The sequence below is a fragment of the Candidatus Nitrosopumilus sp. bin_68KS genome (assembly GCF_054095825.1).
The window spans coordinates 39,965-62,284 of sequence record NZ_JBSWSP010000008.1; the positions used below are offsets into that span (position 1 = coordinate 39,965).

Here is a 22,320-nt window from a genome sequence, read left to right on the forward strand (position 1 = left end):
TCATGAGTCACGAATACTATAGACGTGGTAGAAATTGGTTTTCTGCAATTGGAGTTTTATTTTGTGTGATGGGCGGAATTGTTCTAATTCAGCAATTATTGATTTGGGGAGTAGAATTTGTTGAAGAGTTTTTGGTAAATGGAGAATTTACTAATGAGAAAGTTTCCGTGGCAATGCTAGGATTTGGGATTTTTATGATAGTATTGGGATTTAGAAAACATGAGCAAAAGAGATGAATTTCTAAAATCTCAAAAAATATTACGATTATCAACTATTGGAAAAAATAAAACACCACATATTGTTCCTGTTTGGTATAGGTATAGTAGAAAAAAATTCTACATTGGGACAAACACTAAAACTGAAAAAGTAAAAAATGCAAAAAAAAACAAACACGTTGCATTTTGTGTAGATGTAGGTGTAAAATCACCAGATATCTATGGAGTAATGGGACAAGGAGAAGCCAATCTAATTTTAGATAAAATTAAAGTAAAAACAATTGCAAAAAAAATTCTCTTGCGATATTTTGATACAATAGAGAATAAATCTGCAAAAGAATTGCTAGATGATACTGACTGTATCATAGAAATTATTCCAAAAAAGTTTTCTGTTTGGAGTTACTGACTAACAAAGTCTTGGATTTTATTCATTGCAGAATCTAGAATTTCAAGACTAGGAAGATAGACCAATCTGAAATGCCCACTACCATACTGTTCTCCAAATCCAGAACCATGTACTGTAAGAACGCCTTTAGTTTCCAATAATTGGGTTACAAATTCTTTGTCCGTTCCAAATCTATCATCTTCAATTTTTGGAAATGCATAAAATGCACCCTTTGGATTGGGACAAGAAAGACCAGGCATCTCATTAAGACGTTTTACAACCAAGTCTCGGCGTTTTTTGATTTCTGAAACAAATTCACTAATATAGTTTTGAGGACCACGAAGAGATTCCAAAGCTGCATGTTGTACTGGAAGACTGGTTGCAATTCTTACTCTAGCTAGTTTTGGCAGATGCTCTCGTAATGCATCTAATTGAGATGATTGATTAAATGCAATGTATCCAATTCTCCATCCTGACATCAAATGTACTTTGGAGAAACCATTGAGAACAATTACAGGTGAATCCCCTGCAACTTTACCAATGCCTACAAATTTATCATCAAAAATTATTTGATCATAAATTTCATCACAAATGATATAGAGATTATTCTGATTTGCAATATTTACTAGTTCTTTGAGGGATTTTTCATTGAATACAACTCCAGTTGGATTATTTGGACTGATAAGACAAATTGCTACAGTCTTTGCAGTGATTTTGGATTTTATATCATCAATGTCGGGTGTAGAGTTTTCCAAGTCAACTGCAAATTCTATTGGGATTCCACCATGAAGTCTGACATATGAGGCATATGGTGGATAGTATGGCCCAGGTAATAACACCTCATCACCTTCTTCTACAATTGAAGAGATTACCATATCTAGTCCTTCTGAAACTCCATTTGTAACTAGAATTTCATCAGCACCAATTGAGAGACCCTTTGCATTTTCTTTTTTAGCGATTTCTTCTCTTAATTCCAAGAGGCCTTCTGATGTAGAGTAATAATTTTCACCCTTGTTAATTGCATCAATCAAAGCTTGTTTTACATTGTCAGGTGGCTGAAAGCCAAATTGTACAGGGTCACCAATGTTCAGATAGTCAACTTGCATTCCTTTTTGTTGGACTTTACGTGCGGCAACTACAATATCTCGAATTGCATATTCAACACCTATGACTTTTTTTGACACTTTCAAAGTATCTAGACAGATATTTAGGCCTGTTAAATTCTTACTTGTTTGGACTCGTTGCACAGTCTGGATAGTGCGAGCGGCTTCGAACCGCTAGGTCGAGGGATCGAAGCCCTCCGAGCCCTTTAGATTATCTTATAAAGTAAATGAATAGTCAATATGATGAAATGAAAATATCACTATTAGTAATATCATTAGTATTAGTGATTGTGGGAATGGTTTGGGTAGCAGAAGTATTTTATGAAACTGAAAAAATGTATGATTCAATTTTATTAAAAGAATCAGATTCTTTTGAATCAAAATCAGAATTTTTAGGTCATGGTATTGGATACTATAAAATGTACATGCCTGAATTTTCAGGAGAAGCAATATTTGTCCAGATATTAGATACTAAAAATAACATTATTCAAGAAGAAAAAATTCAGACAAAACTGTCAGTGGGTTATTTTGATTTTAATGAAGATGGCAAATATATTTTAAAAATTACAAATATATCAAATAATTCAATTAATTTAGAAACAGAATTTGGTGATACAAATTCTCAAAAAATGCTTTTACCAGGAATGGTGATTCTTTTTGGTTCTTTGATAATGATGATAACATGTTATTTTAAAATAAAGAATTACAGAATAGAGCAGCCTGAAGAAAATATTTCATAGATTTGAATACATTGAATGGTATGACCAAATAACAAAATTATATTAAAAATCAGCCAAGTTGCAAAAAACAAGAATGCAATAATTGAGAAAGGAAGAAATGTTTTGAGTTTGGTGTGTTCTCTATTTTTTAATATTAAAACTGCCCCTAATGATGCAAGTACTAGTCCTAATTCAAGAGGTTGGTGTGACCAAGAGATAAGACCATCAATTCCATAGACATCATGAGATAAAGAATCTCCAAATCCTGAAACAATTTGTAATATCGAACCAAAAATTACCAGTTTAATTCCAGTTTTGAGAGAACCATGAACTGATTTTCTAAATATTAACATGCAACCCATTATTGCAGCACAAGCAGTCATTGAAACCCCAAAGTATACTACCATATGAGATGGACTCCAGAAAAATTCTGGTTCTTGTTGAAGATGAGATATTGCATCCCAAAACCCTGCTGAGACTATAATAATAGGACCAATTACTGCGAGAATTGATACTAGTGAAACTAGAGTGGAAGATTTAGCAAGTCTAGAATCAGATAATCTTTGAATTAGTCTCATTTTGATTATTCAATCTATTGAGGGTTATTTGTAATATTGTAAGAATATTAGAAAAATTCAACATTATGAGTAATTTTATGAGTAATTTTATGATTTAACTAAGTCCTGTGTATAACACTCTGATAACCACTTGGGTTTTTTATCAGTAGTCATACCTAGACACCTTAATGGCAGAAAATGACAGATATGAAGAGGCAGACAAGGTATTGCAGAATTTCCTTGATGCGGTATTTTCCACATCTAGCAGCCATGCATCTGTTCGCAGTTACTATTCAGCAATCAAAGGAAGAAAGAATGGCTTTAGAAAATTCCTTGACGAGAGTTACAGCATGGATGAATTGCAATTACAGGAAGAGGTAAGCAATAACAGAATAGACATCTACAAAGTTCTCAGCGATTATGTAATATTTTTGTCAAAGACTGAAATTTATCCGAGAACTGTGAAGCAGTTATTTTCAGGAGTCAAGGGATATCTTACACATATCGGTATTGAGATATACAATGAAAAATGCAAGCAACGAGTTAGATTACCAAAGATTCACAAGATTAGAGAAGAGCCACTCACAAGAGATCTCATAGTCAGAGTTCTCAATGTGTTGCCTTTCAAGCTTAGAACTGTTTTCTATGTTGCAATAGCCAGTGGGATGCGAATAGGTGAGATTGCAGAGTTGCTTTTATCGGATATTGATTTTAGTAGTAATCCTACAAAAATATTCATCCGTGCTGAAACAACAAAGACACGAGAAGATCGTGAAACATTTCTCACTGCAGAAGCTACGAGTGCACTAAAGGATTATCTTAATCGTTATTTTGCATGGAAAGAAAATGATCCTAATATTAATTTGCAAAATGTGAAAATCTTTGGAAGGACATCATTAGCAAAAAGAAAGATAATGCCAAAAAAAGACGAACAGCGTGGAACTGTTGACATTCTGGAGCAGTCACTTAACAATTATCTCAAAAATATTCCTGAATTTAACATGAGAAAGCGTAACGGTAAGAGATTAATCCACTATCATGCACTGAGAAAATTTTTCTATACTACAGTTAGCAACATTGCAGGATCAAACTTTGCGCATGCATTGATGGGACATCATAGTTATTTGGATACATATTATTCACTATCAGAAAAGGATCAGGTCAAGATGTATCTAAAATGTGAGGCACAACTTACAATGTCAGACTTTAGAAAAATAGAAGAGGAATTGGAGAAGACTAGAGAGAAACAAGTAGAGATTGAGGAAACATATGTAAAGCTTGCAAAGTTTCTTAAACAAAAAGATCCTTCATTTGAAAAATTTATTGAATTGATTAAATGAAAAAGCTATTTTTAATATAGAAAATTAGGATCCTTTTTAGAATATTAGAAAAATATAACATAGGTTTGACAAATCCAGAAACAAAGATCCAAGAAGAAAAAATTATAGAATTTCTTAAAAATTTAGAATTTGACTGGATCATTTCGAATCCAATCATCAAAGATGGTAAGGATCAGATAGGAGAAATAGATTCATTATTTGTGCATGAAGATTATCTTTTCATTATTGAGGTAAGTACAAAACAAGAACTAGATAATCAGAAAAAGAATTTCTTTTTTTCAAAATGGTCTGACGGGTATAATTTAAGAAAACTTAGAAAACAATGCAATGTTAATAAAAAGAAAACAGTTCGAGTATATTTTGATAGAGTTACAAATGCGCCTGAGAATCATGCAGGGTTAGATCACATTACAGAGAGAAGAAAAGGAAACAAGGTAATTTATGCTGACAAGTATGAAGAATTGCAAGAAGATTTGAAAAAAAGTGCATCATCTGCAAGGAATAATTTTCTAAAGTTCATAGAAACATAGTTACTGAGTCAGATCGGCTCGAACCAAATACGTTTAGGTCTTCATCAATCATTATCTCTATTCCCCCATTGATGATGACACGTGTTGCACTCCCATTTTGGATCATGGTCACTTACAATACAGCCTCCAAGAACAATTTCTTTTTTTTCTAATTGCTCCTAAATTGCATCTAAATTGCCAAGATATCCCCAGAAAATCTCTGCCATAGATTTACTTGAGCATAACGGACAGTTCATTATTTTCCTCCTGTATCTGGTGCAAGTTCCACTATACTATCCAAAGTAATACTCTCAATTCCACTTGAGAGTTCATTGTATGCTTTGAGTAGTTCCTCTTGCAAACTCTTTCTGTTTTTCCACAATGTTTGGTGATCTTTTTCTTCTTTTGATTGAAGATGGAACAGTTTCTCATTAAGATCAGACAGGGTCTTTAGAATTAATGCAAACTCTTGACTCATTATGTATGAGTATAGTTTGTCTTGTTTTTCTTGTCTGTCTTCTTTTCCTAGCGAGAGCTTTGATATCTCAATCATTCCATCACGGATTCTCTTTGACACCTCAACTACTATAGATGGATGTACAAGAATAATTCCATCCTTTTCTCCAAGTAATCCATTTGGCACACTAGTTTTTGGAAGATTGTTTCCTACTATCAAAACATAGGATGTTCCATGCATCTTTTGGTATTTTTTGGCCTTTGTGACATCGGCTTTGGTTATCGTGTTTGCGTTTTTGTTGTCATATACAATTGGCGTATCTAATACTGAAGAACCTGAACGGATTCTTTGTATCAAATCACCACTTGATATTCCTCTCTTTTGTCGTCTAAAGTTGTCTTGAGGAAATGCATCAGTCAGCGTAACAAAGAGGTCTAGCTCTCCGGCTTCACCTTTGAGTTCTGCCTGACTCTGAGTTAGTTGTTTTTTCAAACCATCAACTTCATCTTTGAATCGGGAAATCTGTATCTCACGTTCCCTAAGTTCTTCATGAAGATATCCCGATTTCAAATCAAACTCTGCCTTTGTTGCATTAATCACTGATTTTCGGAATGTGTCTTGTTCCTTTTTGATCAATTTGATTTGCTTTTCTTTTTCTACAAGGTCTTTTTTGTGTCCTGATTCTAGTTGTTTTTGCAAGTCTGCAAATTGTTTTTGGCTTTGTTTAGTCATCGATTCATAGTTTTTCTCCATGAATGTAAGTTGTTTTTTGTAGGTATCAGAAATGTCTGATTCTAGGCGTGAAATTTCTGCTTCGTGTGATTTCTTTTGAGACTCTAACAATTCTTCATGTTGTGCATGTAATTGTTCTAACTTTGAATTATGTTGATTCTCAAAAGTTTCTTGTTGTAGTTTGTAACTTTCTTCAACTTTGTTTTGTAGTTCTACTAATGCAGCATCATATTCTTCTGATGCCAAGTCTTGTCTGCATAAAGGACATTTTGATTCTTTAAGATTTGTAATCATTGTGATTCATCTCCTGTTGAATCTCTTACTGCATCACGAATACTGTTTTGTATGTGAGAAGTTCTTCGTTGTCGTCTAGTGATTTTTGTTAGTCTGTCTTGTTCTATTAGCAAGATAGAACCATATGTCATAGACATCTTTCTATGGTATTCGAGTTCTGCCTCCATTCTAGCAATATTGTATTCAGATTCAATTTTGGATATTTCACCCTCAAATCTTTTTGATTGTCTAGGCATTAGAACAATCCTCCAATTACTCGATGAACCCACACAGGTTCTCTATCAGACAATACTTGTTCTGAATCTCTCAAAATTTGCATTGTTGAGAGTTTTACTCCAAAGAGTCGCAAGATGTTCTGAATTGAATTTGTTGCAAGTTGCATGTCTTGGTGTAAGAATGCTATTGCTTCTTTACATGATTCAGTACGTCTAGCATGTGTTTTCTTACAGTTTACAATCGTATTGATTGCTTTCAAAGTATTGCCATAGGCATACTTGTTTAGACTCTTGTAAGAGTCGCCTACTGTTGACATTACAGTATCATAGTGATTTGGAATGTTGGATTTTTTGCAGACAATGTTTTCTTCAATAAGTTCGAAAACAAGATTGTCATATGATGCAGGAATTTCTCCTGTGACGATATGGCCGTCACCCATTTGGTATGAAATTTGTGTTTTCATACCATGATTATCACAATTAAATCATTGAGGTTTTTTTCGTATTATACGAAAAATTTCAGTATTAGTTTAATTTTTAGGCATGATTTTTGAATGACCAAACACATAAGTCATAATCATATCATTTTTGAATTTTTTTAAAGTTTCAATTTGTAATGAAATTTTATTTGAGAGTAATTGAATTTTGTCAATTTTTTTATCTAATAATTCTGAAATTGATTTCTGGTATTCAATTGGAGGAATGATACTAAAAAAAGCTCCAAGTTTTGATGAATTTATTGCGGGATATGAAACACCCACAGAATTTGCCATTACAGTATGAACATATCCATCAGTTAATAAAAAATAAAAGAGGAATTTTGGTATTAAGGTAGACTGCGGGGTAATAACTGCAAACCCAGTAGAACAAATATAATTATCCATATTATTTTCGATGAAACCTATCGCTTTCAAATTTGTTCGCACTGTTGAAAAAATTACATCATTATTAGATACTATTCGTTTAGCTCTACTAGGAGAAACTCCATAAAGCATTTTTGTTGGAGATTTGATAAATTCGCCTATTCTGACATCACCGATTTCAATGTAATTAATTTCTAAATCAGGATCTGTTTTATCAGATAAATCTTTTTGATTTATTATAGTATGATATTTCAATCTCTCCAATTTCCAATCTTTTGGTAATTTTCCTATCCAGTTATTAGATGAATTTGAAAAGTTTGGATTCATATGAAGGGATTGTGTAATGAAATTATTAATCATGGTTATTTTTTTTTCTTTCAATTTTGATAAAATGAAATTATAAAAATCAATTAGTTTTTCAATTTGTTGGTTTCTTTCATGAATAAAGAAAACAATGTTTTTTTGTTCTAATATAGAAGGTAAAAGTAAAGGTATTCTCTTTAAATCAGAAAATTTCATTGATTGTCTAACTCCCCCACCCATTCCATAGAAAACTTTACGAATATCATATGAATGAAGAAGGTAGTACAGATATTCAGGATTAAATTTTGAATTTGGTATCAATCCCACATATGCAGAAGTGATAATTCCTTTTTCTTTTGCAAGTCCTACTCTTAGACTTTTTTTGTCATTTTGTAGATCAGTTAATCGAAGTACTATAATTCCAGGTTTTAGAATTTGATAGGAATTGAAAGATTCAGGTATGAGTCCAAAATTATCCTCAACATTACGCCTAATTATATTTCCATAACTCAAAGAAAGGACATGGTCTACTTTTCCATCAGTATTCTTTTCATGATTTTCTTTACAATATGCAAAAAGTGGCTTTACATCCCATTCTTCAGGAATGTCTCCTATCCATGGAATATCTGAAGGTTTTGTGTTTTCATATTTTTGGAATTTCAACTAGATCCTCCCAACAGATGATAATGCTCAGAGCAATATGTTGGTCTAATACCATCAGGGGCAAATGGCACTTGGATTTGCTTTTCACATTCAGAGCATACAGCAGGATACATTTTCTTTGATTTTTGCTCAGAGATTTTCTTCTCAATTTTATCCCAATCTGAAATCAAATCTAAATTCCCAGAATTATTCCACCAATTATCAAATGGTGGTCTATTTGGTGTCTTTTTGATTTCACTGTATTGTCCCTTGTCTACTTGTTTTGCAGAAGGAACGTTATACACAACATTTTCTCCTTCAATAATTCTGTCATGCAATTCATAATGAAGATCCTTATCTACGATAACACGTAGTTTACAGTCAATTCCCTTGTTTTTCATCTCTTCTTGGAAATTCTTGAATTGACTGTAAAGATCTCTGTTCATTCCTGACTGGTAAATGCTAGCCAAGAGTTTCACCTCTGTTACATTTTCTGAATCCATGCCATCCATCAAATATTTCAGAGTGTCTGTTGCAAAGTATCTGTCTGTCCAGCTAATGTATCCCTTGCATTTGCCAATTGTTTGTCTGAAATTCATCCTGTTTAGTGCAGGAGTTGTTTTTGTTATTGGAGGAAGATTGTTTTGTTGTACCCATTTGTGATACAACTCTCCTGCTTTTTTACTGATTTCGTTTTTGAGCTTGTCATCACTGAAATATCTGGAAACTAGTTTTGGATTTGAATCAAAACTTCTAGAAACCACCTTATCAAATTCTTTTTCAAAATAGTTTTGGAAATATTCGTAATCATTGTCTTGTGCATATTCCCGCAATTCTGGAATGTTTTCTAAAATTTCTCTCCATTCATCAGCAGTGATTTTGTCCTCTGGAGTAAACTCGTATCCACCATTTCTATCATTAATTATTTTGATAATCTCTGACAGATACGCCAATTGCTCAGGCGTCTGGGGAGATGCAACAGTTCCCTGTGTTACTAGTTCTCCTGCCTCTTCGTCTAGCTTGATTGAATGTGTGCCTGTTTTTATCAGCCTATACTGCTTTAGTGTGAGATCTCCAGGCTCTGGAACATAGTCATAGTGACTTCCACCTTTGAGGAATTTTAGCAGATGAACACCAAATATGAACAGTCCTTCAAAATCAGGATTGTCATAAGTTGCAATCTGGCTGAGAAAAGAATAGTTTTTTGTAAATCTGCGAAGATTTAATCTAAATTCATCTTGTTTAACATCATCTAGTTTATCGTATGCAGAAATTATCGGAGAAATAATATTATTTTTCTCCTCTTCAATTTCATCAATTGGTCTTGTAGAGTCATCGAGCCACAATTTTACAAAATTATCAATATCATCTTTTGTCACCAGTCCTTTTCCTAAAATTAGATCATACAGTTCTTGTAAATATTTTGGACTAGTTTTATCTAGCAGTTCCGTTCTTGTATAGTATGGATCAAAGGATTCCTTGATGTCTTCTTCATCGTTTTTGAATAATAATACAAAGACATCGTGTTTTTCATCATATGTTCTATTTAGTCTAGATAATGTCTGAACTGCACGAATATCCTTTAGTTTCTTATCAACATACATTGTATGCAGTTTTGGCTGATTAAATCCAGTCTGATACTTGTCAGCTACAATTAAAATTCTAAATTCTGGCTTTTCAAATTCTTCTCTTAATTCCTCATCTGTTGCTGTACCGTTAATTTTTTGCTCGTTTAGTTTTTCTTTTGTTGTCTCATCAAAGAGATCTCCTGAAAAAGCTACTAATGTTTTGACGTCATCTCTCCCAAGTTCTTTTAGGTATTCGTCAATTTTTTGCTTGTACCTTAATGCCTGAGAACGCCTGGACGTTACAACCATTGCCTTTGCCTGGCCTAAAATTTTATGAATGGTATGTTTTAGGAAATGGTTTACAATCACCTTTGATTTTTGCTCAACATTAATCTCATGTTCATCAATGAACTGCATGATTGCACGTTTTGCCTTTGTAGCCTCTACAGCTTTGTCTTCAGGGATTGTTTTTTGAACCTCAAAGAATCGCTTGTATGTGATTACGTTTTTGAGCACATCTAGAATGTATCCCTCCTCTATTGCCTGATTCATGGAATACACGTGAAATGGTGGTTTTCCATTTTTTCCAGGCATGTCAAAGAGTTGTAATGTAGTATCTCTAGGCGTGGCAGTAAATGCGTAAAAGCTGAGATTCTTTTTTGGAGCCCTGTCCTTCATTGCTTTTTCTAATTTGTCAACAAAATCCTCATCTTCAAATTCAGTCTCTGATTTTTGAGAGTCCTCATTTAGAGACAATGTCATCTTTACCTTTGTGGAGCTTTTTCCACCTTGGGAGCTGTGAGCCTCATCTATAATTATTGCAAAATTATTTCCCTTGAGAGTGTCTAGCTTGTCCCCGTCTAAGAGATTATGGAATTTTTGCTGTGTTGTGATGAGAATTTTTCTTTCCTCTTTTAGATTATCAGCCAGACTTTGACTGGTCTTTATTCCCTCTACAACTCCCGATGTTTGCTCAAATTGTGATATTGTTTCTTGTAATTGGCCTACAATTCCCACTCTATCAGATAAAACAATCACAGAATCATAGACAGGCTTGTTGTCATTGTTGTGTAGTGAGAATAACTTGAATGCAAGCCATGCAATAGAGTTACTCTTTCCACTACCTGTTGAGTGCTGTACAAGGTAATTCTTTCCTGGACCGTTTTCCTTTGATGCATTTACTAAATCCAAAACACAATCTAATTGGTGGTATCTTGGAAAGATTACTGATTCTTTTGTTGGGACTAGCGCATCAACGGGATCTTCTGTTTCTATGTGAATAAAATTTTTGAAAATGTCAAGCCAAATGTCTTTTTGCCAGATCTTTTCCCAGAGGTATGATGTACGGTATGGCTTGTTGTCAGGATTTCCTGCACCGTCATTTCTTCCCTGATTGAACGGTCTGAATTTTGTTTTATTCCAATCAAGCTTTGTAGACATTGATACATTGTGCTGGTCTATTGCAAAGTGAACAAGGGTTCGCTTTTTGAATTGCAATAATTTTGCATCAGGATCTCTTGCTTCACGATACTGCTTTTCTGCATTCCTGTATGTCTGCTCTGTTTCAAGATTTTTTATTTCTGCAGTAGCTAAAGGTAATCCGTTTACACAGAGCAGAATATCAACTAATCCTGGCTTTACTGGATCAATTTTTGCCTCTCTGATGTATGAGAGAATATTCTTGTCATATTGCTCTTGGGCCTCTTTATTTAGTGTAGAAACAGGCTTGAAATAGGCACAATCAAATAAAATATCAGATATTCTAAGGCCATTTCGTATAACATCAATTGTTCCTCGAGAATCAAGCTCTGAGGATAAAGTATCCAAAACAAAATCATCCAAATCTGTTTCATGTATTTCTTGTAGTTTTTTCCATGAATATGGTTGAGATGTTTTGAGAAATTCTAAAACTAAATCTGCATCCAATGTTCTTTGAGGATCTAAATTTTTTGGGATTCTTTCTCGATAATTTCCATCTTGTAGTTTTGATACAATATGATCTCCAAAATTACTTTCTTGAAATTTCATTTTGCGATAACCTCACTCAAATCAATTTTCCCTGTTGAAATTTTTTCTATTAATGAATCTCTATAATGTTGTAATTGTTCAATCAAATTTTGAGTATTAGAAATCAAACCATTAATTTCATCTTCTTTTTTGGTTAGAACTTCAATTAAAATATCCTGCTCAGTTATAGGAGGGATAATTATAGGTAATCGTGTAAAATCATATTCTGTCATCCTTGAAGAATTAGGCCTAATTCCTCTAAGGTATTTTGGATATTCATTTAGATACAAATCGCTTCTTACTAAATAATTAAAAAATTTTGGACGAATGATTTTTGAATTAATTTGATATACATGATAATCAGGACTGACAATGCCTGTTGTAAACGATATTCCTATTCCTCTAAATTGCAACCACATTACATTGACAACTAAATCTGAAGGCTCAACAATAAAACATCTCAATGTGTCAACAATATCTTTAATTTGAGTGTCAGAATCATATTCTTTTTTAATTATACCCAAAGACTGAGATACAGAAAGCATGTTTGTTTCTAATCCAAATTGATTTCTAAGATTTTTTTTCTTAATTACTTTTCGAAATTTTGTTAGTTCCCAATTTTCAGGAATGTTTCCTAACCAAGAAATATGTGTTTTTTGTGTTAAATTATTTGATTTTAATCCTTTGGAAATAATTTTAGAAATTTGTGCAGATCTCTTTTTTTCTAACTTAGAAACGATTTTAACATAAAGTGAGATTTGATCATTAATTTTTTCAATTTTAATTTTTAAGTAGTTAGAAATTTGTTTTTGTGTAGATTCATCTAAAGGACAAATAATTTTAAAATTACCAAGACGGTTTTTATTTAAAATTGGTACTACAGTGGTATTTGCAAATGATCCTAAGATTTTTGAGTTTGTTTTGAGAATAAAATATAAAAATTCGTGATCAATTTTTGTAGAAAAAATTGAATTTATTTGTTGATTTGTAGACATTTCTGTTTTTGAAATTCCTAATTTTCCAACATCTCCAATACAACAAAGCATTATTGAATTAGTTGGGATTATTCTACTAAGATATTTTCCTTTTTCTGTAAGTTTTTTTTCAGTATTTTTTACGTAGATGTTATCAGTTAAATCAGTAGGACCAGCCCACAAAAATGAACCACCATAATTTTTGTCGTCAGTTGTAGAAGGAGTATTTCCAGTAATAATATTTCCAAGATATTTTAATTTAATAAGTTGCCAATCGTTTGGAATATTTGAAAACCAAGGTATTTCCATTAAATTGTAAATGTCTTGCTTCATTCATTTCATCAACTCGTCCAATCCTGAAACAATATCTTTCTGTAGTTTTCTTATTTCTGCATCAATTTCTTCAAGAGGACGTAGTGGTTTGTATTTGTAAAAGTGCTTTGTAAATGGAATTTCATATCCAATATTGTCTAGTGTAAATTCATCAATCCAGGCATCTGGCACATATGGTTTTACTTCATTTTCAAAATACTCATCAATGTTTTGACTCAAAGGAATATTCTCATTGTCTCGCAAATCAGAGTCTGGGACAAGATTTCCATGTTTATCTAATTGTGGATCTGCATCGTCATCTCTTTCTGAGAAAGAATTCTCAATTGCGGTGTAAATTGACGCTTTGGGTTTTAAATTCTTGTCTTCAAATTCTTTTTTGACTACTTTTTTGAAATCATCATAATTTTTGTAAGCTTTTGTGGGAAGGGAATTTACCACTTCCAAGACATCTTCTTGGCTGACATCTTTTTTTGATTTTACTTCAGGCAAACTCTTGAATGTTTTTTGTTGTTGTAGTCTGTCTTTTCCCTCATCTGTAATTTGGAATCGTCTCTTTTTTGGCCTCTCAACAGTTACACGATAATATCCAAAGTCAGTGTTTTTGAAAATTTTACAGTTTTCGCCCTCTTTGAAGGATTTGTAAATATCTGTAATTTCCTTAATTTGTGCTTTGGTAATCTCGTTGCTTTTATCACCTACTTTCTTTTTCATTTTATCTGAAAAAGACTCTGCATTGACAAGCTGAACTTTGCCTTTTCTTTTAGGATCTTTTTTGTTTGTGACAATCCAGATGTATGTCTGTATTCCTGTATTAAAAAACAAATTCTTAGGCAATGCCACAATTGCTTCAAGCCAATCATTTTCTATAATCCATTTACGAATACTATTTTCATTTTTTGTTTTTCCAGCCTCTCCAGTAAATAGTGGAGAACCGTTGAATACAACTGCAATTCTAGAACCCGTCTCAGATTCTTTCATTTTTGAAATCATGTGCATCATAAACAATAACGAGCCATCACTTGTTCTCGGTAATCCTGCACCGTATCTCCCCTTGAAACCATGCTTTGCCTCAGATTTGATGTCTTCTTCGTATTTTTTCCAATCTACTCCATATGGAGGATTAGAAAGCATGTAGTCGAATTTTTCATTTGGAAATGCATCGCCTAATTTGGTGGGGGTTTTTACAATTAGACTATTTCCATAGGCAATATCATGCTCTAGTCCTTTTAGCATCATGTCAGATTCTGATATGGCATATGTCATGTCATTGATTTCCTGCCCAAAAATTTCAGGAGTTACATTTGGATATTTTTCTTTAATGTAATCTTCTGCAATGGAGAGCATTCCGCCTGTCCCACATGCAGGATCATAGATTCTTTTGATTAGTCGTTTGTTGCTAAGAATATCTTTTTCTCCGGCAAACAAGAGATTTACCATCAAGCGAATAACTTCTCTGGGGGTAAAGTGATCACCAGCTTCTTCATTTGATGCTTCACTTGATGTTTGAATCAGCATTTCATATGCTGTTCCCATTTTGTGATTGTCTACAGAGTCGACATCCAGTGGAGCATCTGCAAAATATTTTACGGTCTTGTATAGTAGGCCTTGCTCTTTTAATTTGTCAACATATGTTTGAAAATCAAATCGTTTAAAAATTTCAGATATATTTCCAGAAAATCCTCTCATGTATTCTTTAATATTTTTATGAATATGATCTGGATCTGCAACTAGCAGAGGCAAGTCATAATCGCTGATATTGTAAAAATCAAATCCAGTTAGATCTTTGACTCTGTTTTGAAGCAAAGCCTCTTTTCCTTTACCTAATCTCTTTGATTCTTTTATCATTACATCTTTTTTTGGCTTTACAACTCCGCCTAGTCTTCTGAGAACAACAAATGGCAAAATTACGTGTCTGTATTGACTTAGTCTGTAATCATTTCGAAGAATTTCCTTGGCATTCCATAGAATATTTGCTATTTGGGAAGGAGTTTGTTCTACCATTATTTTTCCATGTTTTGACCTGCTTATGGGGGTTGTGTTTGATTCATAAATAGTACTTTCATATTTTTTAGCCTTGTTTTTTAGGCTTTTTTGATTTGATTTTGTGTTTTTTCCCATATTATAATTAGTAATAAAATAATACTAGAGATTTTTTTCGTATCATATGAAAAATTATCGTAAGAGATTATTTGCGTAATGCTGCTTTTTTTGCCTGAATCTTTCCCAAATCAGTAATGCATACTAACATTTGATTCTCCAATATTTCTTCTACTTCAACAGGTTTTTGATCAGCACTGCCTTTCTTGTATTTGATTACGGGAACTCCTCGTTTAGTTTCAACAAATCTTTTCTTTACAAGTTCTTTAACGGCTGAATTCAATGATGATGTTCTCATCTTTAGTTTCTTTTCCAAGTCTTTGTTTTTCATGACCCCCAGTTGTTTTTCACCTTTCCACTCAAATGATCCGTTTTCTAAAGTTTGCAGAATCTTTTGATGTGACTTGCTTAGTGAGCGAATAATATTGATGGGGGGTATTGGAAGAAATTCTGCATATTTTTTTCTTTTTAGTCCTATTCTACTGTCTTGTACATAGTATGCTTTGGTACCTGTTAGCATTGCAGCAAGTGTAGCGCCTGATGCCATGATATTTGTTCCACCAGTAACATTTACTGCAAAGTCTATTGTATCTAAATCATAATCACTTTTTTTTATTTCATCAGATACTATTTTATCAATAATTTCTAAAATGTTCATCATTTCAAAAGCATTAATTTTTACAAGTACTGTTTCACAAAAAGTTTTTTCGACTTCTTTTTTGAGTTTTTTTGCTTTGTCAGCAAATTTGTCACGCTCTGTATTTGGGCTGTGAAGCAGGTACAGTTTATCTGCAGGGATTATTTCTTTCAGACCTGGCCAAACATGAGCAGTTTCCCTTCCAATTAATGCAATGTGAATAACCAAATTATACGATATTTTTTCGTATTGTCCGATTAAAAGATTATCGATTTTCTAACGTATTATTATTCATGAAACAGATAATTTCAAAACAAATGGGTAGCGACCTTACCGCTTTAGCACGAGAGATAGATCCACCAAAAGGAATCGTTAACTTTTTAGAAAAACGAAATGGATTATCAAAAATCAATTACAAGTCAAGATACTCAGTGACTGAAATTGTAGGATGTCAGAGAAAATCATCATACAAACAGCAAGGAATTCCTCAAGAGGAATTACTGGCAGACACAACACTAGAGTCAATGTGGGCAACAGTCCGTGGTGACTTTTTACACAACATGACATATGCCTACAAATGGCGAGAGATGGACATGGAATACTATGTTCCATTAAAGGATAAAAAAATCGCAACAGTTGCAGGAAGACTTGACATGTATGATTGGAAAACAAAAACAATCATAGATCTGAAAACAACAAAATTTGTCAAATGGCAAATAAAGCAAGGATTCCTGCCAAAGCCTGAGCATATTTTACAGTTACAGGTGTACGATACAATGTTCTCAGAATACATGCCTGTTGAGAATCTAAACATTGTCTATGCTGACATGTCAGACATTGTAACATACAAGGTAGAAAAGAGAGACTTGAGTGATTGGCTAAAGACCAGAGTCCAAGAAATTGAAGAGTCAATTACAGAAAAGAAAATACCAGCAGGAGAAGTTACAGGACTGTGCAAGTACTGTAAATACCAAACAAGATGCTTTGATGAAGGAAACGGGTTAACAGACAAGCCCTTGTCAATACCAAAGCCAAAGGAGAAGATATGATTGAAGATCTTTCATCAAATCTCAAGCAATCAAATAGAGAATCTAAGGTCAGCGATAAAAGGAATAGAAAAAATCCTGAGGATTTGGGTGAAAAGAAAATGAAGTGTGATAATGACAGCACAAAAGATGTAAAAAGTAAAAGTGCGTCTGAAGCATTTGTGAATTCTTTTGGAAGTTATCCAATAGGTTATGGTTTAGGAATCGTAATTTTACCAATCTCTATGGAATGGCTACAAGACGACCTCATGGTTGCAAATCTATTTGTCACTCTAGTTTATGCAACAGTATCTTTTGTGAGAACATACTATCTAAGACGAGCTTTTGAAAGAGTAGGGTTTGACGATAATTTTTTGAAATTAGGCATAAAATTAATCAAAAAAGTAGATCGGAGACAAAAATGAAACAACATACCAGAGATCCAAAAAAGCATGATGCAGAAACACTGTTTTTCTGGGAGATGGTAAGTTGAGTCATAACACTGATTCACAAATAGAGAATGAATTAAAAACTTCACAAATTCATAAGATTGAGAACATAATGGTTGAAGAGATTAGTGACAACATAACTGGTAAAATTACAACATATGATGATTTTCTAGATTTCTTAGAAACAAGACTTACATCTCATACAAAGGCAAATTATCAGCCAATAGTAATCAAAAAGTTACTAGAAGATGACGGATCTTCATTAAAATCTGAATTGTATTCAGTATTGCTAAAAAATAATCCCAGTCTTGAATCAAAAAAGATTTCTCGTATTCCAGTTTTTGATGTACTTGAAGATAAAATCACTGAAACAAGCGATGAAAAAATTTCATTATTGATTAAAAATTTAACAAAAGACCAAAAAGAAAAATTAATTCAAACTTGCAATGATTGGCTAAAGTATATAGACATACTAGAATCCCTTAACACTCTAGAATTAAAAGGAATTCCAGAGCGGCATATCTCTGCATTAAAGTGGTTTTTCAAAAGGATTGGACAAAATTATACAAGACAAGGAATCACAAGCGGAAGACGTGCAGGAGGGATTCCTGAAGAGAATCTGTTATCTGAAGATCAAATATTACATGACAGAATCAAAGGCGTTTACAAGCCAAAAGGCGATGATTATGCTCAAAGTATTCAGTTAATTCCACAATCTAAAGGGAATTTGGAAATTGATAGGGATCATCCTACATTGTTAATCAATTATGATTTGGATGATGCTACAAAAAACAAAAAACAAATGAGTTGGCTGAGAAAATGTCATGAAGCCGATATTCCCATTGGGATATTTTTTAGAATTGCAGAAAACAAATACAAGTGTCTTGGATTAGGAAAAATAACAAAACAAAAAGACACATTGTTTCAAATAGAGTATTTTGGCGTATCTGATGAAAGGTCAAAATGGATTAAAGAAGAAGCATTAGAAGAATATGACAATTATAATTCAGATCCTGAAATTGATAAAATCAAAAAAATCAACTGGGATGAATTATTTAAAACAGTAGACCCAAAACAGCAGAGATTTCTTGATTTACAAAGATCAATAAAAACACTCGAAAGACAGCCTACACATATTAGTGAAATTATTGATGAAATTCAAGACTGCAAGTGGGTAATTCCTAATTTTCAGAGATACTATGATTGGAAAAAAGACGATGTCAAAGATTTTCTAACATCAATATTCAATGAACAGTATGTAGGCTCAATTTTACTCTGGAAGGCAGATCAAGATGAAAAATTAGACACAATTCCCGTGCATGGTGTAAAATCCAAAAAACAATCAGAGGAATTAGTTGTATTAGACGGACAACAGAGAATTACCTCCTTAAACTATACAATCAATCCTCCAGAATTTGCAAAGAAAGAAAAACGAGACAAAAGATTTCCAGGTTATTTTTATATTGATTTTAACGCATATCTGCATGATTCTCAATCAGAAGACATTATTCTAGTATCTGATGAAAAATTAGAAGACAAGATAACTCTTGAAAGACTGCTCTTTCCATTCTTTAAATTAAATCATGTAGAGATGAACAGTTGGATTCAAGGGTTAGAGGATAGATTTAGTGAGTCATCTGAGAGAGAACAACTAAAAATTAATCAGATTGGAAATATAATTAGAAACAAACTAGTCAGGGTTTTTGCTCAGTTTGAAATTCCCAGAATTGTTTTACCAGAAACTGTAAAGTTTGATTCAGTAGCTGTAATTTTTGAGAATCTCAATTCAAAAGGAAAGCCGCTGAATACTTTTGATTTACTAAATGTCAGACTGAGCAGATACAATGTTCCTCTCAAAGATTTGTGGGATGAAACACTGGAAGATTATCCAAAAATTAAAGAATACTTTGAAGAAGAGCCAAAAATTACAAAGATCAATCGGTACATAATTGAATCAATTTCTTTGGCACACACTGAACTAAAGTCTTGTAAAAGAAAAGACATTCTAGATCTTTATGTCAAAAACAAAATGACTGTTCAGAGTTTTACAGAGAAATGGCAAGAGATGTCAAAATATGTAGAGGATGCATTAGAATATCTCGAAGACAAAGATAATGGATTTGGTGTTTTAACTAGACAAGAGTTGCCTTATGAGCCAATGATTCCAATTTTGGCTGCATTACGTAGAGAAATCACTGAGAATTTTAACAGTGATCAGCATAATTGTATGAAGAAAGTCCATTATTGGTATTGGTCATCTATCTTTGATGTAAGATTCTCCTCAGGAGTTGAGAGCAAAAAGTCAGGCGATTTTACAGATTTGGTTGAATGGTTTGCAAATGATGTCAAAGTTCCTACATTTATCAAAAACTTTAGAGAAAATTATGATTCTAAGCTTAAACTAAGAGATGTAAGATCTGCTGATAATACAATTTATCGTGGAGTTTATTGCATGCTTACAAAAAATAATGCAGTTGATCCTGAACACATAATTGTTATTGACGGAAGTAAACTTCACAAAGATCATATTTTTCCAAAATCAAAATTTAAAATCAAAGAACTAGAAGGCCTTGAGAATTCTATTCTCAATATGACGTGGCTAACAAAAGATACCAATACAAAAACAAAAAGAGACAGAGTCCCCTCTAAATATATCGCCGAAACAATCAAAGAAAAGTTTAGAGGAGACGAGGATGAATTTTTACAAGTTTTGAATTCTCATTTTATTAATCAAAGATGTCTAGAGTTTCTCAAAAATGATCAATTTGAAAAATTTGTAGATGAAAGGGAAAATATTCTCTTAGAAGAGATTAGGAAAATTATAGGTGCACCAGTAAACAAAGAAGAAAAAACAATGATCAAGCCTGAAACACCTTATGAGAATGTCAGAATTTTACGCAGAGCAGTAGAATCATGCATGGACTATGTATACTGGACTGACAAGTATTTTGACTTTGAAGACTTTGATATTTTGCTTGATGGGACAAAGAAAAACAATGTGAAAGAAATTAGAATCATCTCTATTCTAAAAGAGATGGACACTAGACTTCGAAGTCACTTTTTGCGATTTAAAAAAGATATGAAAGGACGCGGAATCACATGTGAAATGAGAGTTGCACCAGATCCCAAAATTTTTCAGAATCATGACAGATGGATTATTTCTAAAAATATTAGCTATAATGCAGTTTCTGGTAGTACTGCAAGAAAAGGGGACTATGGCTCAGTTACGCCCACCACGGAAGTTCCGCCATTTGAGGAATGGTGGAAGACATCCCTTGATGTAGATAAGAGATGGGATGAAATCAAGCCAAAGCTAGGCCAGGCAATTAGGCATCAAGCCACATGCACAACATGCGGTAAAGAGTTTTCAGTTCCATTTGTTCCTGATGGAATAAGGCCTGTATTTTGCCATAACTGCAGATGAGAAGGGTAAATTACAGAATGCAATAATAATCTCAAACAACTAATGTTTTTCAAATGGTTTTTTGGATATCTTGTAAGAATCTGTTCACTATACCAAAACAGTCGCGTGCATCATCTTCAGTGATTTTGCATCCACTGTCATGTGCTGCCTCACTCCTGGTAGTATATGCATGATGCAAGTTTCTGACATGACTTTTCAGTTCAGGATGGGAGCGCAATGATTCAATTTTCTTGCGCATTGGGAGTTTAGAGTTTTTAGAAAATGTATTCACTGCACTTTCAATTGCTTTGGAAATAGAGATTACCGCCATGCTGTAATTTTTGGATTCAATAAGTTTTTCTGAATCTTTGAGATGGTTTATCGCCTCAGAGTAATTTTTTGATATGTACGGTCCCTTTAGAGAATCTTTGAGCCTGGAAATGTATCTGTCTCTAATATCTGACCATTCATTTATTGTAGAGTCTAGTTTGTCTTGAATGAATTCACCAAATGAGATGAACTCGACATTAGGAATTTTAATTTCTGATTTTTTCAGTAATTCTCTAAAATTGTATTCTGTACAAAATACAATCTCTCCACTGCCAAGTATTTCACTTCGTTCCATATACGATGATCGATTCCATTTCTCATTAGTCATTATGTCATTTGGAAAATCATACAAATCATCGTTCATCTCGTTTAATGCTATGATAAAATCCGCAAGCTTGTCAGATCTTAGAACAAGCTTGTGTGCATCAGCAAAATTCTTGTCTTTCAAATGTTTCATGTACTTTAATAAAGATTCAAAATTTTTCTTGGTCCTTAGACGAAATTCATTTTTTAGTTCATCAGTGTATTTTAATTCTTCAGGAAGTTTTGATTTTTTTAGCGCCAGTCCACATTCGTAAAATCCATACCAATCCAACAGAATACAAATCGTGATGTCTTCTCCGAGTTTGTTTGAAAACTGCTTGAATACAAAAGGCTGAATGCCATAGTTGTCTTCATTTAGGAAACTTAATCCCATAAACTCGGGCTTCTCCAGAAAATCTACCCACCATGAGTTGTCCTCCAGGTCTGCCTTGAAATTTTCGGGCAGTTTTGGCTTGTATCCTAGCTTGAACATAACAAATGTCAGGAATCCGTTGAATAATGCATATGCCCCATCCATTGCATTTGCCCTCATCACCTCTTGTGCGGTCCATAGAGGGATTTGCATCTCTATTATTTCTGATTCAAAATCTCCCCAAATCAGTTCATCAGTATGGCGTTTGTCCATGTGATATTTGGAAGCATGATGATTTTATGAATTTCTGATAATGCTCTTCGTTTGCTTGAATTTTGAAAAATGGAAACAATTTTCGATACCGATCAAATTCTGATTTTTGAAATTATTATGGATGATTATGGACTAGTTCCAGTCACATTTATCATAATTGTGTATTATTTTTTGTTGATTTAGTCGATTATGGGCGAATTTGGATCGCAAGGTA

General features: G+C 33.2%; 19 protein-coding genes and 1 tRNA gene. 9 read left to right on the forward strand and 11 right to left on the reverse strand.

Annotated elements, in window-relative coordinates; translation table 11 throughout:
- Nucleotides 1-2: 2 nt before the first annotated feature.
- Both ACW9W3_RS02320 and ACW9W3_RS02325 read left to right on the forward strand, forming a co-directional pair.
- Entirely contained in the window at nucleotides 3-236 is a 234-nt protein-coding gene (locus ACW9W3_RS02320; protein ID WP_457764554.1) for a hypothetical protein, read from the forward strand.
- Complete coding sequence (locus ACW9W3_RS02325) at nucleotides 220-621, forward strand: pyridoxamine 5'-phosphate oxidase family protein (protein WP_457764555.1); 402 nt, start codon at nucleotides 220-222, stop codon at nucleotides 619-621. Before ACW9W3_RS02320 ends, ACW9W3_RS02325 begins: the two co-directional genes overlap by 17 nt.
- Here the strand turns inward: ACW9W3_RS02325 and ACW9W3_RS02330 are convergent.
- Entirely contained in the window at nucleotides 615-1,790 is a 1,176-nt protein-coding gene (locus tag ACW9W3_RS02330) for an aminotransferase class I/II-fold pyridoxal phosphate-dependent enzyme (RefSeq protein WP_457764556.1), read from the reverse strand. The two genes, ACW9W3_RS02325 and ACW9W3_RS02330, sit on opposite strands and share 7 nt — an antisense overlap.
- Nucleotides 1,791-1,834: 44 nt before the next feature.
- Between ACW9W3_RS02330 and ACW9W3_RS02335 the strand changes: the two genes are divergently transcribed.
- Both ACW9W3_RS02335 and ACW9W3_RS02340 read left to right on the forward strand, forming a co-directional pair.
- A tRNA-Arg gene (locus ACW9W3_RS02335) sits at nucleotides 1,835-1,909 on the forward strand.
- A 42-nt stretch (nucleotides 1,910-1,951) separates the two neighbouring features.
- Nucleotides 1,952-2,443 (forward strand): hypothetical protein, encoded by a 492-nt coding sequence (locus ACW9W3_RS02340; protein WP_457764557.1) that lies wholly within the window; start codon nucleotides 1,952-1,954, stop codon nucleotides 2,441-2,443.
- Here the strand turns inward: ACW9W3_RS02340 and ACW9W3_RS02345 are convergent.
- A complete protein-coding gene (locus ACW9W3_RS02345; protein WP_457764558.1) occupies nucleotides 2,407-3,000 on the reverse strand; it encodes a hypothetical protein in 594 nt (197 codons plus the stop codon). The two genes, ACW9W3_RS02340 and ACW9W3_RS02345, sit on opposite strands and share 37 nt — an antisense overlap.
- 167 nt (nucleotides 3,001-3,167) lie before the next feature.
- Here ACW9W3_RS02345 and ACW9W3_RS02350 point away from each other — a divergent pair, with 167 nt between their 5' ends.
- Both ACW9W3_RS02350 and ACW9W3_RS02355 read left to right on the forward strand, forming a co-directional pair.
- Complete coding sequence (locus ACW9W3_RS02350; RefSeq protein WP_457764559.1) at nucleotides 3,168-4,319, forward strand: tyrosine-type recombinase/integrase; 1,152 nt, start codon at nucleotides 3,168-3,170, stop codon at nucleotides 4,317-4,319.
- Nucleotides 4,320-4,384: 65 nt separating this feature from the next.
- On the forward strand, nucleotides 4,385-4,849 hold the full coding sequence (locus ACW9W3_RS02355) for a nuclease-related domain-containing protein (RefSeq protein ID WP_457764560.1): 465 nt from the start codon (nucleotides 4,385-4,387) through the stop codon (nucleotides 4,847-4,849).
- A 235-nt stretch (nucleotides 4,850-5,084) separates the two neighbouring features.
- On the opposite strand, the gene ACW9W3_RS02360 is transcribed toward ACW9W3_RS02355, so the two are convergent.
- The 8 genes from ACW9W3_RS02360 to ACW9W3_RS02395 form a co-directional block, all read right to left on the reverse strand.
- A complete protein-coding gene (locus ACW9W3_RS02360; protein WP_457764561.1) occupies nucleotides 5,085-6,311 on the reverse strand; it encodes a DUF2130 domain-containing protein in 1,227 nt (408 codons plus the stop codon).
- The gene (locus ACW9W3_RS02365; RefSeq protein ID WP_457764562.1) at nucleotides 6,308-6,547 is read right to left on the reverse strand and encodes a hypothetical protein; all 240 of its coding nucleotides are present in this window, start codon (nucleotides 6,545-6,547) and stop codon (nucleotides 6,308-6,310) included. The genes ACW9W3_RS02360 and ACW9W3_RS02365 overlap by 4 nt, the downstream gene beginning before the upstream one ends.
- Nucleotides 6,547-6,990: a hypothetical protein gene (locus ACW9W3_RS02370; RefSeq protein WP_457764563.1), complete on the reverse strand. Its 444-nt coding sequence runs from the start codon at nucleotides 6,988-6,990 to the stop codon at nucleotides 6,547-6,549. The genes ACW9W3_RS02365 and ACW9W3_RS02370 overlap by 1 nt, the downstream gene beginning before the upstream one ends.
- Before the next feature lie 66 nt (nucleotides 6,991-7,056).
- Nucleotides 7,057-8,355 carry a restriction endonuclease subunit S gene (locus ACW9W3_RS02375; protein ID WP_457764564.1) on the reverse strand — a complete coding sequence of 433 codons (1,299 nt, stop codon included), beginning with the start codon at nucleotides 8,353-8,355 and terminating at the stop codon, nucleotides 7,057-7,059.
- Nucleotides 8,352-11,930 carry a DEAD/DEAH box helicase family protein gene (locus ACW9W3_RS02380; protein ID WP_457764565.1) on the reverse strand — a complete coding sequence of 1,193 codons (3,579 nt, stop codon included), beginning with the start codon at nucleotides 11,928-11,930 and terminating at the stop codon, nucleotides 8,352-8,354. Before ACW9W3_RS02380 ends, ACW9W3_RS02375 begins: the two co-directional genes overlap by 4 nt.
- Nucleotides 11,927-13,216, reverse strand: coding sequence for a restriction endonuclease subunit S (locus ACW9W3_RS02385; protein WP_457764566.1), 1,290 nt, complete (start codon nucleotides 13,214-13,216; stop codon nucleotides 11,927-11,929). The genes ACW9W3_RS02380 and ACW9W3_RS02385 overlap by 4 nt, the downstream gene beginning before the upstream one ends.
- On the reverse strand, nucleotides 13,217-15,334 hold the full coding sequence (locus ACW9W3_RS02390; RefSeq protein ID WP_457764567.1) for a type I restriction-modification system subunit M: 2,118 nt from the start codon (nucleotides 15,332-15,334) through the stop codon (nucleotides 13,217-13,219).
- 67 nt (nucleotides 15,335-15,401) lie between these two features.
- Nucleotides 15,402-16,178: an HFX_2341 family transcriptional regulator domain-containing protein gene (locus ACW9W3_RS02395; protein ID WP_457764568.1), complete on the reverse strand. Its 777-nt coding sequence runs from the start codon at nucleotides 16,176-16,178 to the stop codon at nucleotides 15,402-15,404.
- Between the two features lie 65 nt (nucleotides 16,179-16,243).
- Here ACW9W3_RS02395 and ACW9W3_RS02400 point away from each other — a divergent pair, with 65 nt between their 5' ends.
- The 3 genes from ACW9W3_RS02400 (at nucleotide 16,244) to ACW9W3_RS02410 (ending at nucleotide 20,848) form a co-directional block, all read left to right on the forward strand.
- Nucleotides 16,244-16,999 carry a PD-(D/E)XK nuclease family protein gene (locus tag ACW9W3_RS02400; protein WP_457764569.1) on the forward strand — a complete coding sequence of 252 codons (756 nt, stop codon included), beginning with the start codon at nucleotides 16,244-16,246 and terminating at the stop codon, nucleotides 16,997-16,999.
- Nucleotides 16,996-17,400 carry a DUF7220 family protein gene (locus ACW9W3_RS02405; RefSeq protein ID WP_457764570.1) on the forward strand — a complete coding sequence of 135 codons (405 nt, stop codon included), beginning with the start codon at nucleotides 16,996-16,998 and terminating at the stop codon, nucleotides 17,398-17,400. Before ACW9W3_RS02400 ends, ACW9W3_RS02405 begins: the two co-directional genes overlap by 4 nt.
- A gap of 64 nt (nucleotides 17,401-17,464) precedes the next feature.
- Entirely contained in the window at nucleotides 17,465-20,848 is a 3,384-nt protein-coding gene (locus tag ACW9W3_RS02410) for a GmrSD restriction endonuclease domain-containing protein (protein WP_457764571.1), read from the forward strand.
- A gap of 49 nt (nucleotides 20,849-20,897) precedes the next feature.
- Here ACW9W3_RS02410 and ACW9W3_RS02415 read toward each other — a convergent pair whose 3' ends face one another.
- The gene (locus ACW9W3_RS02415; protein WP_457764572.1) at nucleotides 20,898-22,106 is read right to left on the reverse strand and encodes a DUF4145 domain-containing protein; all 1,209 of its coding nucleotides are present in this window, start codon (nucleotides 22,104-22,106) and stop codon (nucleotides 20,898-20,900) included.
- Nucleotides 22,107-22,320 lie beyond the last annotated feature (214 nt).

What these genes read in the sequence shown, in the direction of transcription:
- ACW9W3_RS02345 (WP_457764558.1), bottom strand. Translation starts at nt 3,000, where the DNA reads ATGAGACTAATTCAAAGATTATCTGATTCTAGACTTGCTAAATCTTCC.
- ACW9W3_RS02320 (WP_457764554.1), top strand. Translation starts at nt 3, where the DNA reads ATGAGTCACGAATACTATAGACGTGGTAGAAATTGGTTTTCTGCAATT.
- ACW9W3_RS02325 (WP_457764555.1), top strand. Translation starts at nt 220, where the DNA reads ATGAGCAAAAGAGATGAATTTCTAAAATCTCAAAAAATATTACGATTA.
- ACW9W3_RS02390 (WP_457764567.1), bottom strand. Translation starts at nt 15,334, where the DNA reads ATGGGAAAAAACACAAAATCAAATCAAAAAAGCCTAAAAAACAAGGCT.
- ACW9W3_RS02400 (WP_457764569.1), top strand. Translation starts at nt 16,244, where the DNA reads ATGAAACAGATAATTTCAAAACAAATGGGTAGCGACCTTACCGCTTTA.
- ACW9W3_RS02340 (WP_457764557.1), top strand. Translation starts at nt 1,952, where the DNA reads ATGAAAATATCACTATTAGTAATATCATTAGTATTAGTGATTGTGGGA.
- ACW9W3_RS02385 (WP_457764566.1), bottom strand. Translation starts at nt 13,216, where the DNA reads ATGAAGCAAGACATTTACAATTTAATGGAAATACCTTGGTTTTCAAAT.
- ACW9W3_RS02380 (WP_457764565.1), bottom strand. Translation starts at nt 11,930, where the DNA reads ATGAAATTTCAAGAAAGTAATTTTGGAGATCATATTGTATCAAAACTA.
- ACW9W3_RS02415 (WP_457764572.1), bottom strand. Translation starts at nt 22,106, where the DNA reads ATGGACAAACGCCATACTGATGAACTGATTTGGGGAGATTTTGAATCA.
- ACW9W3_RS02365 (WP_457764562.1), bottom strand. Translation starts at nt 6,547, where the DNA reads ATGCCTAGACAATCAAAAAGATTTGAGGGTGAAATATCCAAAATTGAA.
- ACW9W3_RS02370 (WP_457764563.1), bottom strand. Translation starts at nt 6,990, where the DNA reads ATGAAAACACAAATTTCATACCAAATGGGTGACGGCCATATCGTCACA.
- ACW9W3_RS02350 (WP_457764559.1), top strand. Translation starts at nt 3,168, where the DNA reads ATGGCAGAAAATGACAGATATGAAGAGGCAGACAAGGTATTGCAGAAT.
- ACW9W3_RS02360 (WP_457764561.1), bottom strand. Translation starts at nt 6,311, where the DNA reads ATGATTACAAATCTTAAAGAATCAAAATGTCCTTTATGCAGACAAGAC.
- ACW9W3_RS02405 (WP_457764570.1), top strand. Translation starts at nt 16,996, where the DNA reads ATGATTGAAGATCTTTCATCAAATCTCAAGCAATCAAATAGAGAATCT.